Origin of the sequence: Aromatoleum buckelii, from assembly GCF_012910785.2 — a bacterium.
In the GTDB taxonomy this organism is placed as follows: Bacteria; Pseudomonadota; Gammaproteobacteria; order Burkholderiales; family Rhodocyclaceae; genus Aromatoleum; species Aromatoleum buckelii.
In genome coordinates, this window is sequence record NZ_WTVH02000001.1 from 94,028 (window position 1) to 106,241 (window position 12,214).

Genomic DNA, 12,214 nt, shown 5'->3' on the forward strand with positions numbered 1-12,214 from the left:
CGTCACTCCTTGCGTGCCCAATACCCGGCCGGAATCAACGTGCGGTTCTGTTCGAGGTAGGGGCGTGTGATGGACTGCGAGCCGACCAGCAGCGTGAGGCGATAAAGCCCGCTGCCGGCGTCATGATCCAGGACGTACCGCAGCGCCAGTGCGGCCGTGGTCGGTGGTGCGACCGCAAGCGGCTCGCCGGCTGTCTGGTCTGGCGCGGCATTGTCGGCGCTGGAGGTTCTCTCCAGGGCGTACTCCAGGACGGCATAGCCGGCCGCCCGGAGATTGCTGACCAGTGCTGCGCCGAACTCGTCCGGCGTGGGCTGCTGCAGTTCGAACTGCGTCTTGGCCGGCGGCCACAGCGCAACGAGCTGCTTCGCGGCATCCCCGGCGAGCTGTTGCTGGTCAGCCGTAACCGAGGGCTGAATGAAATTGCCGTAAGGGGTTGTCGTTGCGCATCCGCCCAGGGCGAATGCAACCAGCGCGACAAGGGCAAATCTCTTCATGGTCATTTCCCGGTCCTGGTGATGGTCACGCGGTCTTGGCTGCTACCGACGCCGGCAATCAGGATCGCCTGGTCGAAGATCGTGTCCACGATGTAGCGGTCGCCCTGGACGCGGTAATTGACCAGCACGGTTTCGTCGTCGGTGAAGAGCCCGCCATCCTTGCGCACGACCAGCAGGGTCGGCGCCTCGGTCTGTTCCATCGTCAATGGCATTTCGATGATGGTCTTGCGGCCATCGTTGTAGACGCGCACCGGCTTCCAGCGCGTGGCGCCGGATACGTCATAGTCGAACGACAAATCACCGAGGTATTCGCCGGTCTGCGGCATCGTTTGCTCTTCGCGCTCGCGCACTTCGCGGGTGCGAATCGCATCCCACTTGGCAAGGGCGTCCTCGGGGTAGGTGAAGGCCACTTGCGGCATGTACTCGGTGCGATGCGAGCGCAGCTTGAGGTGATAGGTGCGACGGTTCGTCGTCACGATCAGGCTGGTTTCCAACCCGACATCCATCGGCTTGATGATGAGGTGCTGGGTTTCGGCGGCGCCGCTGCCCGTGATCGCCGGCTCGACCGTCCAGCGGGCGGTATCGCCCAGGTGGATCGAGTTCACCTGTTCGCCGGGCTGCAAAGCTACGTCGCAGACCTGGAGTACTGCGCACACGATGCTGGGTTGTTGTGCGCCGTAGATGAAGCGCACGGCGCCGTTAGCGCCGGCCACCGGTTTGATGCCGGTCGCCGAGTTCGCCCCCCACTTCTTGGCGATTCTCAACGCCTCCCGCTCTTGCGCGGTCAGCTGGGGGTTCTTCCCGGAGAAATACTTGTCGGCCAAGTCATCGTCCGGTGACGCCACGACGGGTGCGGTCAGCGCGACGCCCAGGATCACCGCAGAAAGATGTTTTTTCATCTTGGATAACCCCTAAATCAGAGAATGCGTGACCAAGAAAAGTCGCGGACGAATACGCTCATGGGGTTGTTCCGCAACTGCTCGTCTGTCGTTTGGCTAGAGACTTCGGCCGTGTACACCGTGACCAGGGCGCGCATCGTGACGGGCTGGCCCTTGACGGCGCCTTGCCGGTCGCGGCTGGTTTCCACCCAATCCACTTGCCAAGTGTCAGGTGACTGCTGGAGGACGGTCTTGATTTCGACGTTGACCATTTCCTTTTCCGCCCGCTTGAACGGGCTGGCCTGGGGGTGGCCGTTCAGCCACTCGTTCATCTTCGCGGTCGCGGGATCGTTCGGAGAGAGCTTCGCGTACACTCGGAACACGGCCTTGCGCTGCAAGGCCACGTCGGGAGTCACGATCCTGGCGTCTCCAATGAACTCGGCCACCGACGCGTGGACGACACGTGGATCGGCTTTAGCCGCTGCGGTGACCGGGCCGGCAGCCACCGTCTGGCCGAGCTTGTCGACTTCCACCACATAGGGGATGAACTTCGACTGGCTCCCGATGTGGATCACGCCGCCGACGCCGGCCAGGGCGATGAGCAGCGACAGGATGCCGATGACCTGCCAAGTCTGGCGCTGGGATACGATCGACCCGACGTGATCGTTCCAGGTGCGGCGAGCGGCCAGGTAGGGGTTCTCGACCTCCCCCTCACGGCGGCCGCCGACCATCGGGGCGCCGGCGTTGCGCGGATCGAGAGGATCGCCGTTCAGCTCGGCCTTCTTCTTGAAGATCAAGCCCTTCATCGTGTCAGCGATGCTCATGCGGCCTCCAGATAGTCATTGAGGTTCAGGCCCTTCCCCGCCAGCCACTCATGCACCCATTGATCGCCGAACTTGGCTTCAAGGCTCTTGATGCTGGTAACCGATTCCTTGTCGGAGGAACCGACGAAGGCCAGGGCGAACGGTCCCAGAGCGAGGTCATAGAGGCGGCGACCACTCTCGGAAACGTAGTAGTACTGTCGTTTCGGAATGGCGGTCGCCAGGATTTCGATCTGGCGCGTGTTGAGGCCCATGCGGCGGTACAGAGCCGCCGTGTCCTGGTCGCGGGCATAGACGTTGGGCAGGAAGATCTTGGTCGCGGTGGATTCCACGATCACGTCGAGGATGCCGCTGTTCGCCACGTCGGAAAGGCTCTGTGTCGCCATCAGCACGAGACAGTTGGCCTTACGCAGCACCTTGAGCCATTCGCGGATCTTGGCGCGGAATGCCGGGTGACCGAGCATCAACCACGCTTCATCCAGGATGATGACGGCCGGCTGGCCTTTCAGGCTGCGCTCGATGCGGCGGAACAGGTACAGCAGGACCGGGAGCGCGTACTTTTCGCCGAGGTCCATCAGTTCCTCGATTTCAAACGTGGTGAAGTCGGCGAGCGACAAGCCATCCTCTTCGGCGTCCAGCAGGTGTCCCATCGTGCCGTCCACCGTGTACTGCCTGATCGCCTCGCGGATCGCTTCGTCTTGGATCGTCACCGAGAGCTCCGAGAGCGTGCGTGCGCCGCTGCGATGCATGCTCATGATCGCGTGACCGATTTCGTTGCGCTGGGCGGGCGTGGTTTCAACCCCGTTCAATGCCAGGATGGTGTCGATCCACTCCATCGCCCAGGCACGATCGCCCTTGGAATCGAGGAACTGGAGCGGGCAGAAGGCCAAGCGGTCATCGTCGGCCGCGACTGAGAAGTGCAGCCCGCCGACCGCCTTGGTCAGCGGGTACAGGGACATGCCTTTGTCGAAGGCGTAGAGGGTCATGCCGGGGTAGCGCCGGAGCTGGGCGGCGATCAGCGCCAGGTGCGTGGACTTGCCGGCGCCGGTCGGGCCGAACATGAATGTGTGGCCGAGGTCGCGCACATGCAGGTTGAGGCGGAACGGTGTAGCCCCATGGGTAACGCAATGCATCAGGGCCGGCGACAGCGGCGGATAGAGCGGGCACGGCGCGTCGGCGTGGCCGGTCCAAATGGATGAGGTCGGGAGCAGATCAGCCAGGTTCATCGTGTTGATGAGGGGTCGGCGCACGTTCTCGACCCCGTGACCGGGGAGGCTGCCGAGAAAGGCATCGAGGGTGTTGATGGTCTCGATGCGCGCTGCGAAGCCTAGGCGATTGATGGACTTCTCGACCAGTCGGGCCGATTCCTCGAGCTTGTCCCGATTCTCGTCCATCAGAATCACCACGCCCGTGAAATAGCCGACCGCGACCAGATCGCTATTGACTTCGGCAATCGCCGCTTCGGCGTCGCCCACCATCGACAGGGCGTCTTGATCGACCGGGCCGGTATGGGTGTTGAAGACCTGATCGAAGAACCCGCGTACCTTCTGTCGCCACTTTTTACGGAACTTGTCCAGGTGCTTCACGGCCTCGTGCGGGTCCATGAAGATGAACCGGCTCGACCAACGGTATTCGCACGGCAGCTCGCCCAAGGCGGTCAAGAGCCCGGGGGTGGACTCCAGGGGAAAGCCCTCGATGGCAACGACCTGGACGAAGTTGCGGCCGATCCTGGGCACCACTCCGCCCCACAGCTCTTGACCGCCGATCACAGCATCCAGGTACACCGGATTGCTGGGCAGCAGGACTGGGTGATGCCGGCCGGTGAGGCAAAACTGCAACCAGCTCAGGAAGTCGTCATGCGTGACGGTGGAGCCGTCTTCGTTGACTACCTTCTGGCCGCGCATCCGCATTAATTTGACGGCCGAAGACAGGCGGTTTTCGATGGCAGTGAGTTCGCGCTTGAACTGCTCGATGAGCCCCATCGTCCGGGTCTGGCGATCGGGAGCGATGGCGTCATCGTCAAACATCAGTTCGACGAACTTGCGTTGCGCGAGGAGCGGCGGGAACCAGGTCAGCGTCAGTACGAAGTACCCCTCGTACATTGTGCCCAAGCCCTCGAACAGCCGGCGCCGTTCGTTGTCTATCGCCGCCGAAACGGCATCCCGGAAATGCGAGCTCCCCTTTGCCGAATAGTTAGGCGCTGGCCGGCGCACCGCGTCGACGTGCACCATCCAGCCGGAACCGAGGCCGGCCAGAGCCTGGTTGAGCCGGAAGGACACCATTTCGCGCTGCTCATCGGTGCTGCTGGCGTTGTCATCCCCCCGGTACAGCCACGCAGCCATAAAGGAGCCGTTCTTGCCCACGATCACGCCGTCATCGACCAAAGAAGCGTAGTTGAGCAAGTCGGCCAGGCCCGCGTCTTTGGAACGATGCTTCTTGAGCTGCAATTCAGCATCGACCTGGCGGATGCGGGCAAACAGGATGAGCAACAAGACGGTCCCGACGCCAGCAATGGTGATTGCAATTGCCTCGATCATTTGTATTGCTTCCCTTGGCTTGTCGTGTTTTCCCGGAAGGGCGTCGAGCGCGGGGGGTAATACGCCTTGTAGCGGCGGTGCCGCAGGTAGATGTGGCGCATCTTCGGATCGCCCTTCGCCATGAGGCGCAAGACGAAGAGCGCGCCGAACCACAAGGCGATCCCGAACACCGTTGCCCTGACTTCTTGGGCGCTGAAAATCAGTGCCCCGGCCAGCAGCCCCGAGAACATCACCAGCTCACGATCCCCGCCCATGAACAGGTTTTCTCGGTTGCCGGCCCTACGAATGGGGATGGTGCGCAGGGCCATGTTTATCCAGCCTGCCTGGGGAGGACCACCGAGGCGGTCAGCTTGGCGTGCTGGATCGCGTCATCGGACACAGCCGCGATTTCCGCGCCACGGCCGAAGAAGGTGCTCATCATGTTTTGCGCGCCGACCAAAAGGGCCATGACCAGGACGATGAAGATCAACGTGCGGAAGAAGCCGTTGAGTTCTCCGCCGAAGATCAGGATGCCGCCAGCAACGACGATGCCGATGAGGGCCAGCGTGAACGCGACCGGACCGGTGACGGAGTTGCGCAGGTTGGTCAGCCAGCTCTCATACGGGAGCGAACCGCCCGTTCCTTCTGATGCGAAGGCCGAATGCGGCGCCAGCAGGAAGAAGGCCAGAAGAGCGAGCAGACCGAGATAGAAGACGGCGTTACGATCGAGGCGAAACGAGGGCACTGCGAATTGCATGGGGGTTACTCCTTTAAAGCGCTTTGGTGATGTAGCGACCGTGGTCGAAACCCGATACCTCGATAATTTCCTGGACGCGGCGCCCGCCTTCGGATCGGGCGATGTGGACGACCACATGAACCGCTTGGCCGATGAGCGGTTCGATGGGCTTGGGAGAGTCGGAATGCATGCTGATGAGCATTGCGAGCCGATCAAGGCCGGCTTTCGCGTTGTTGGCGTGAAGGGTGGCGGCACCTCCTTCATGACCGGTGTTCCAGGCCATCAAGAGATCAAGGGCTTCGGGACCGCGTACCTCTCCGACCAGGATTCGGTCGGGGCGCATACGCAGGGTGGTTTTGAGCAGCGCCGTCATGCTCACGTCGAGGCTGGTGTGGTACTGGACGTAGTTCTCGGCCGCGCACTGGATTTCTCCGGTGTCCTCGATGATGAAAACCCGCTCTGTTGGGTCATTGATCACCATTTGGTTGATGAGGGCGTTCACCAAGGTGGTCTTGCCGCTGCCGGTCCCGCCGATCACGAGGACGTTGCGATGCGCGCGGACGGCCTCAATCAACACGTCGCGCTGCCCAGGGGTCATCACGCCGCTTTCGACGTACTGATCGAGGGTGAAGATGGCGACCGCCTTCTTACGAATGGCAAAGATCGGCGCCGGGACTACTGGAGGGATCTGGCCAGCGAAGCGTGAGCCGTCGAGGGGCAATTCGCCTTCGAGGATCGGCTTCTGGCGCGTGACTTCCTTGCCGTGGTAGCCGGCGATGGTCTCGATGATCGCCTGCGCCTGCGCCACCCGCATTGAGCCGATGCACTGCATCGGCTCACCCAATTTTTCCTGCCACAGTTTGCCGTCGGCATTGAGCATGATTTCGACGGTCTTGGGGTCGCTCAGCGCGGCAAGGAGCTCCGGCCCCATATCTCGCTCGAGCTTGCGCTTCGCACGTTCCTTTATGCTGATCGCCTCGCCGTGCTCGATCATCGTTTCCGCCTGCCTAGAATGTCATTTCTCTGAATCCTAGCACTGGACGATATATCGAATTTTATTTATTGCGAAAGGGAAACGAATTGAAACGATTTGACGAAATCGTCTCTGTCAGCTTACGCGACATGGTTACGGCAAAACGAGGGTAGAATCCGACAAAGCACCCGAGCGGGCGCCGCGGCGTATTTCTGCCGGATGGGCTGTGGACGTGGGGTTGGAGGTTGAGCGCCCAGCGTGCTTTAGCCGCTAAAATGCCGTTTTCTGGCTTTCGTGCTGCCTTGCCTTCCTGGTGTTACACCTTCGTAAGCTTCTTCCGGGCTGTTTCGGCCCACTTCTTCACGATGAACGCTTGATGCTCCGGTAGTACCACCGCTACCCGCACATAGCCTGGTGGGAGACTGCTGGGCATCTTTTCACCGGCCAGGGCTTCCAGGGAAGCCGGGTCCAAGTCTGTCGACTCCAACAGCAGGGGAAGTGGCGTTTGCAGCGCCTTGGCAATGTCCTCCATCACCTTCAATGAAGGGTTGCCCTTGCCTGTGGTGATATCAGAGAGGAAAGAAATGGACACGCCCGACTTATCCGCCAGCTCCTGTTTAGTCATGTGCAGTTCGTCAAGGACGCGCAGCATATTCGTGAAAAAAATGTAGTTGTACAAGGGCTTCCGGCCTCTTATCTGCGTATTCTTAATTTTAGCCGCTAAAAGTCTTTGACTGACTGCATAAGTATAGCTGTACTCATGAAGACTTTACCCACGGTGTCAGTATGCCGCATAGCGGTTCTGCTGGCCGTATGGATCGACTCGCGGATGCTTATATATGCTTGGCGAGATCCTCACGGTGCGCCGGTTTGTCCACCAGCGCCAGCTCGTTCTCACTGAGATCGTCACCGCCTAGCAGACGAATCGGGTCGGGCCACTCATATCCCCGTGGATCAGTGCACGCGACGACTCGCTCCACCCTGGCCGCTCCTTGAAGTGACGCAAATTCCATCATCATGTCTCCTTTGCTCCGTTCGGATGCGACAATCCCGCGTTACACCAATAGTCATCAACCCGAACCAAGCACCCCCGATCCAGCCCCTCAACCCGGCTCGCGCCCGACAGAATCATCGCCCGCTCCAGCTCCGTGCCGATCAGTCTCAGTATGGTGCTTGCGCCCGCTTCGCCATCATTGGCCAATCCATACAACAATGGGCGTCCGAGAAAGACGGCTCGTGCCCCCATCGCAAGGGCCTTCGCGACATCGAGGCCGCTGCGAAAACCGCTGTCGACGAAAACCGGAATGCGTCCTTCCACCGCATCGAGCACGCGTGTCACGGCGCCAATTGTCGATGCTGCTCCGTCGAGCTGTCGGCCGCCATGGTTGGAAACGATCACTCCGTCGATACCGCGTGCGACCGCTTCTCGCGCATCCTCGGGATGCAAGATGCCCTTCAGCACCACCGGGCCGTCCCACAGCCGGCGCAGCCAGCCGAGACAGTCCCACGACAGGCTGCGGTCCATCTCGCGGCTCAGGAGCGCCGCCTGCAGCGCCAGCGAATCTTCGCCTTCGCGCTCGGCGAGATTGACGAAAGCCGGCATGCCGCTGCGCAAGAAGCGCCACAACCACCGCGGGTGCATGGCCAAGTCCGCGAGCGTGGCCGGAGTCGGTCGGAACGGCAGCTGGAAACCGTTGCGCACGTCGCGCTCGCGGTACCCGCTGACCGGCACATCAACCGTGAGCACCAGGGCGCCATAACCGCTCGCCTTAGCCCTGCGTACCATCTGTTCGGCGATACTGCGTTCGCGCATGACATAGAGCTGCATCCAGTTCAACGCGCGCTGCGGCTCGGCAACCTTCTCCAATCGCTCATTCGATGCGGTCGAGAGCACGAAAGGAACGCCCGCCTCAGCCGCCGCACGCGCGAGCATGCAGTCGCCGCCCGGGCGGGTGAGCCCGTTTAACCCCATCGGCGCGATGCCGAAAGGCCGGCGCCAGATCTCGCCGAAGACTTCGATGCGCGTATCGAGTGTCGCCGTGTCGCGCAGAACTCGTGGGAGCAGCGCAAGACGGGACAGATCGTCGGCATTGCGGCGCAGGCAGTCGTTGCGCTCAGCCGCGCCGTCCACGTAATCAAAGGCGAAACGGGGCAGCGCCCGCCGAGCTGCGCGACGGTGATTTTCAACATTCAGCTTCATCTGCTTTCCCGAGTCGACGGATGATCCGCCGGACGGCTCCGGCGGGACTCCTCATGCAATCAAATGCGGCAGCCACAGCGACAGCACCGGGAACGCACACAGGATGGCCAGCCTTGCCACATCGACCGCCGCGAACGGCATCACTCCCGAATAAACCTTGCCCAGCGGAATGTCGCGCGCGATCGAATTGATGACAAAGACGTTGATCCCCACGGGCGGACAGATCATCCCGAAGGTCACGGCCATCACCGTGATCACGCCGAACCACACCGGGTCGAAGCCGAGCTCGATCATCGCCGGAAACACGATAGGGACCGTGAGCAGGATCATGGCCAGTTCATCCATCACCGCACCGAGCAGAAAATAGCCGATCAGCACGACCGCGAGCACTCCGTAAGCGCCAATCGGCGGATTGACCAGAAACTTTACGGCGTTCTGAGTGAACTGCGTAACGGTGAGGAAGTAGCCGAACAGGAAGGCGCCGACGACGATGAACATGATCGATGACGAGATCCGTTGCGAATCAATCAGGGACTGCCGAATCGTCCTCCAGCCGAGCCGCCGCCGCGCCAGCCCGATTGCCAACGTGCCCATCGCGCCCACGCCTGCCCCTTCCTGCACCGTGAAGTAGCCCGCGTAGATGCCGCCAAGCACCAACACGAAGAGCAGGATCACGGGCCACAGGCCGACTGAAGTGCCCACGCGCTCGCCCCAGCCATGACGCTCACCGACCGGCATGCTGGCCGGACTGCGCCAACCGAGGTATTGCACCAGAAGGAAGTAGAAGAGGACGCCCAGCAAGCCTGGCACGACCCCGGCCGCGAAGAGCTGCGTAATGTCGGTATCGGTCATGATCCCATACAGTACGAAGATGACCGAAGGCGGAATCATGATGCCCAATGTGCCCCCGGCAGCGATGAGTCCTGCAGCGAAGCCTGGTGCATAACCGGCCTTGCGCATCTCGGGCAAAGCAACCTGAGTCATGGTCGCGGCGGTCGCCACCGACGAGCCGTTGATCGCCGCGAACCCGCCGCAAGCGGCAATGGACGTGTACGCCAAGCCGCCGCGGCGGTGTCCGAACCACATTCCGCCAGAATGAAACAGTTCCTGGCTCATGCCCGAACTCGACGCAAATGCGCCCATCAGGATGAACATCGGAATCACCGACAGGTTGTAGTCCGTCACGACGGACAGCGGCACGTTGGCGAGCAGGTTGAGTGCCGGCCCCACGCCAGACAGGACGCCAAAGCCGAGTACGCCGACCACGCCCATCGCAATGCCGACGGGGATGCGCAGCACCATCAGCACGAACATCAGAACGAACCCCCCGAGGGCGACGAGATCACGATCCATGCTGTTCCTCCTCGCGACGAACGTGATTCATCAGCAATTCGACAAGACGTGCACAGGCCAGCAGGGCGCCGCAGCTTATGCCAGCGGCGGCGATCGCATAGGGGCCCAGCAGCGGAAGACGCAGGTCCGAGGTCGACTGCGTACCAACGCCGCCGACCTTGACCCATACCATCCATGCCAGCGGTAGCAGGAACGCCGCACAGACCGCAGCGGCGAGAACGTCCAGCCGGCGCCGGTTAGCGGGCCCTAGGTGCTCCCAGAGGATATCGACACAGATGTGCCCGCCGCGGTAGCTGGGGATCGCCATCCCCCAGAACAGCGCGATGCCCAGCAACAGCTGGGAACCGTCGAACCAGTCGGGGATCGTCACGCCCAGCAGTTCCCGGCTGAGCACGTTGGTGGTGGTGAGTAGCGCGATCAGCAGCAGGAAGACCGCAGCCACCGTTTCAGTCGTCGCGAGCAGCGCTTTCATGGCTGCCTCGGCTCAGTATGCGGCATTACGGGCGTTCAGCTCCCGCCGATATTCGTCGAGCACTTCGACCGGATCGGCGCTTCCAGCAGGCGTCGCCTTGGCCCACATGTCGTACACCGGCATCACTGCCTTCTTCCATTTGTCCAGTTGGGCCGGGGTGAGCTTGACGATGGTCTGGCCACCCCCCATCTCGGCAAGCTTGGCCGCGCCGGAATCCTCCTCGTCGCCCCACGCGGTGCCGACCTTGGCCGCCCACTCGTTGTTGCAGTGGTCGTCGATCACCTTGCGCTGCGCGGTCGAGAGCTGGTCGTACCAGCCCTTGTTCATCACCCACACAAAGGAAGCGTTGTAAAGCCGCATGTCGGTGTGGAATTTGGCCGCTTTGTGCACGTTGAAGGTAATCAGCGAATTCCACGGGAAGGTGATGGCGTCGGCCACCCCTTTGTCGAGCGCGTCACGCGACTCCGGCGCCGACACCTGCACGTTGCTGCCGCCGAGCAGCGTCACCATCTGCGCCACCGTGCCGTTGGCCGGACGGATCTTCATGCCGCGGATCTGATCGGGGTCGGTGATCGGGGCCTTGGAATGCAGCGTACCAATGTGCATGTGGGCGAAACAGAGCTTGACGTCGGCCATCTCCTTGGCGGCGTACTTGCGATACCAGGCGTCGAGCGCCGCGGACCCCGCACCCGGCGCACTCGCCATGAAAGGCAGTTCGCTTGCGGCGAAGATCGGGAAACGGCCGACCTGGTAGCCGGGGCTGACCCAGCTCATGTCGGCGATGCCGTCGCGCGCGATGTCGTAGTGGTCCGCCGCCTTGCCGAGTTGCTGGGCGGGAAAGAGCATCACCTTGATGCTGCCGCCCGACGCGGCTTCCACGGATTTCGCCCAGGGCGCAAAGCCGGTTTTCACGAGCGCATGCTGCGCCGGCAACCAGTGTGCGAAACGCAGCTCCACTTGCTTGTCCGCGGCGACGCCGGTAGTGCGGCAGCCACGCCGAACGCCATGGCGATACCGTAGACGAATGTGTGCTTGTTCATGTCTTGTCTCCTCACTTTGGTGAATAGTTATAGGTTTATATAAAACATTTTGACGCACAACAGATTATATGGGAACGAAGCCCCTGGCCATATTACCGCGGACGATCCGTACCGGCACCGCCCGCGGTTGCGGTACGGGCTTGTCCAGCGCAAGGGCAAGGTCGCGACCTTCCGAGTCCGTGAGTGCGGCGACACGGACAACGGCCAGCCGCTCGGCGTCGCCCCCGTTCTGCTCCAGCAGTTCGAGGACCAAGCGCATGCTGCGCTGGCCACGCTCGGCAGTGTCGCCGTAGCCCTTGATCAATTGGCCGCAGCGTACGAGTTCCAGCGCCAACGATGGACTACGATCTGCGTCTCGCTCTACAGCCGCCAGCCAGCGCTCCATTACCTGCTGCTCCTGGGCAGAGCGCAGGCTTCGCGGCCGTAAGGGTTTCTAGCAGCGCAGCAGGGCCAAGAGAGCGAAACTGGACAAAGCGTCTGTCCGCAATCGGAAGGCCATGCCAGTGGCAAGGCGCGAGCTCTTCAACATCGGCTCGATCCACTGCCCAAGGCCCGCTGGCAGCACCGCGCAGATTTCCTCCAGCCGCGGCTTCAGAAACTCCGTGACATGTACCGGCTCGCCCGGCCGTGCACCTACTTCAGCACGCATCTGATCGATCCGCGAACGACGAGGTTTCAGTTCAGCAACACGAACGACATCCTCGTATGTCATCCACAGCACAAGGTGACGG

At 61.9% G+C, this 12,214-nt stretch carries 12 protein-coding genes and 1 pseudogene; all 13 read right to left on the bottom strand.

Going from position 1 to position 12,214, the window contains the following annotated elements; genetic code table 11:
- Positions 1 to 2: 2 nt before the first annotated feature.
- On the bottom strand, positions 3 to 494 hold the full coding sequence (locus tag GO608_RS00475) for a conjugal transfer protein TrbH (protein WP_169199910.1): 492 nt from the start codon (positions 492 to 494) through the stop codon (positions 3 to 5).
- 2 nt (positions 495 to 496) lie between these two features.
- Positions 497 to 1,393 (bottom strand): P-type conjugative transfer protein TrbG, encoded by an 897-nt coding sequence (trbG, locus tag GO608_RS00480; protein WP_169199869.1) that lies wholly within the window; start codon positions 1,391 to 1,393, stop codon positions 497 to 499.
- Between the two features lie 17 nt (positions 1,394 to 1,410).
- Positions 1,411 to 2,196: a conjugal transfer protein TrbF gene (locus GO608_RS00485; protein WP_169199870.1), complete on the bottom strand. Its 786-nt coding sequence runs from the start codon at positions 2,194 to 2,196 to the stop codon at positions 1,411 to 1,413.
- The gene (locus GO608_RS00490; protein ID WP_169199871.1) at positions 2,193 to 4,730 is read right to left on the bottom strand and encodes a VirB4 family type IV secretion/conjugal transfer ATPase; all 2,538 of its coding nucleotides are present in this window, start codon (positions 4,728 to 4,730) and stop codon (positions 2,193 to 2,195) included. The genes GO608_RS00485 and GO608_RS00490 overlap by 4 nt, the downstream gene beginning before the upstream one ends.
- On the bottom strand, positions 4,727 to 5,038 hold the full coding sequence (locus tag GO608_RS00495; protein WP_169199872.1) for a conjugal transfer protein TrbD: 312 nt from the start codon (positions 5,036 to 5,038) through the stop codon (positions 4,727 to 4,729). The genes GO608_RS00490 and GO608_RS00495 overlap by 4 nt, the downstream gene beginning before the upstream one ends.
- A gap of 2 nt (positions 5,039 to 5,040) precedes the next feature.
- Positions 5,041 to 5,466, bottom strand: a complete 426-nt coding sequence (trbC, locus tag GO608_RS00500) for a conjugal transfer system pilin TrbC (protein WP_169199873.1) — start codon at positions 5,464 to 5,466, stop codon at positions 5,041 to 5,043.
- A 13-nt stretch (positions 5,467 to 5,479) separates the two neighbouring features.
- Entirely contained in the window at positions 5,480 to 6,439 is a 960-nt protein-coding gene (gene trbB, locus GO608_RS00505) for a P-type conjugative transfer ATPase TrbB (protein WP_169199874.1), read from the bottom strand.
- Positions 6,440 to 6,734: 295 nt separating this feature from the next.
- Entirely contained in the window at positions 6,735 to 7,097 is a 363-nt protein-coding gene (locus GO608_RS00510) for a transcriptional regulator (protein WP_169199875.1), read from the bottom strand.
- 336 nt (positions 7,098 to 7,433) lie between these two features.
- Entirely contained in the window at positions 7,434 to 8,618 is a 1,185-nt protein-coding gene (locus GO608_RS00515) for an alpha-hydroxy acid oxidase (protein WP_169199876.1), read from the bottom strand.
- A gap of 51 nt (positions 8,619 to 8,669) precedes the next feature.
- Positions 8,670 to 9,971, bottom strand: a complete 1,302-nt coding sequence (locus tag GO608_RS00520) for a TRAP transporter large permease (protein WP_169199877.1) — start codon at positions 9,969 to 9,971, stop codon at positions 8,670 to 8,672.
- Entirely contained in the window at positions 9,961 to 10,443 is a 483-nt protein-coding gene (locus tag GO608_RS00525; RefSeq protein WP_169199878.1) for a TRAP transporter small permease, read from the bottom strand. The genes GO608_RS00520 and GO608_RS00525 overlap by 11 nt, the downstream gene beginning before the upstream one ends.
- Positions 10,444 to 10,455: 12 nt before the next feature.
- The gene (locus GO608_RS00530) at positions 10,456 to 11,400 is read right to left on the bottom strand and encodes a TRAP transporter substrate-binding protein (protein ID WP_211159533.1); all 945 of its coding nucleotides are present in this window, start codon (positions 11,398 to 11,400) and stop codon (positions 10,456 to 10,458) included.
- Positions 11,401 to 11,547: 147 nt separating this feature from the next.
- Positions 11,548 to 12,204, bottom strand: a pseudogene (locus GO608_RS19605) (DUF6537 domain-containing protein).
- Positions 12,205 to 12,214 lie beyond the last annotated feature (10 nt).

What these genes read in the sequence shown, in the direction of transcription:
- GO608_RS00520 (WP_169199877.1), bottom strand. Translation starts at nt 9,971, where the DNA reads ATGGATCGTGATCTCGTCGCCCTCGGGGGGTTCGTTCTGATGTTCGTG.
- GO608_RS00490 (WP_169199871.1), bottom strand. Translation starts at nt 4,730, where the DNA reads ATGATCGAGGCAATTGCAATCACCATTGCTGGCGTCGGGACCGTCTTG.
- GO608_RS00495 (WP_169199872.1), bottom strand. Translation starts at nt 5,038, where the DNA reads ATGGCCCTGCGCACCATCCCCATTCGTAGGGCCGGCAACCGAGAAAAC.
- trbC (WP_169199873.1), bottom strand. Translation starts at nt 5,466, where the DNA reads ATGCAATTCGCAGTGCCCTCGTTTCGCCTCGATCGTAACGCCGTCTTC.
- trbG (WP_169199869.1), bottom strand. Translation starts at nt 1,393, where the DNA reads ATGAAAAAACATCTTTCTGCGGTGATCCTGGGCGTCGCGCTGACCGCA.
- GO608_RS00475 (WP_169199910.1), bottom strand. Translation starts at nt 494, where the DNA reads ATGAAGAGATTTGCCCTTGTCGCGCTGGTTGCATTCGCCCTGGGCGGA.
- GO608_RS00515 (WP_169199876.1), bottom strand. Translation starts at nt 8,618, where the DNA reads ATGAAGCTGAATGTTGAAAATCACCGTCGCGCAGCTCGGCGGGCGCTG.
- GO608_RS00485 (WP_169199870.1), bottom strand. Translation starts at nt 2,196, where the DNA reads ATGAGCATCGCTGACACGATGAAGGGCTTGATCTTCAAGAAGAAGGCC.
- trbB (WP_169199874.1), bottom strand. Translation starts at nt 6,439, where the DNA reads ATGATCGAGCACGGCGAGGCGATCAGCATAAAGGAACGTGCGAAGCGC.
- GO608_RS00525 (WP_169199878.1), bottom strand. Translation starts at nt 10,443, where the DNA reads ATGAAAGCGCTGCTCGCGACGACTGAAACGGTGGCTGCGGTCTTCCTG.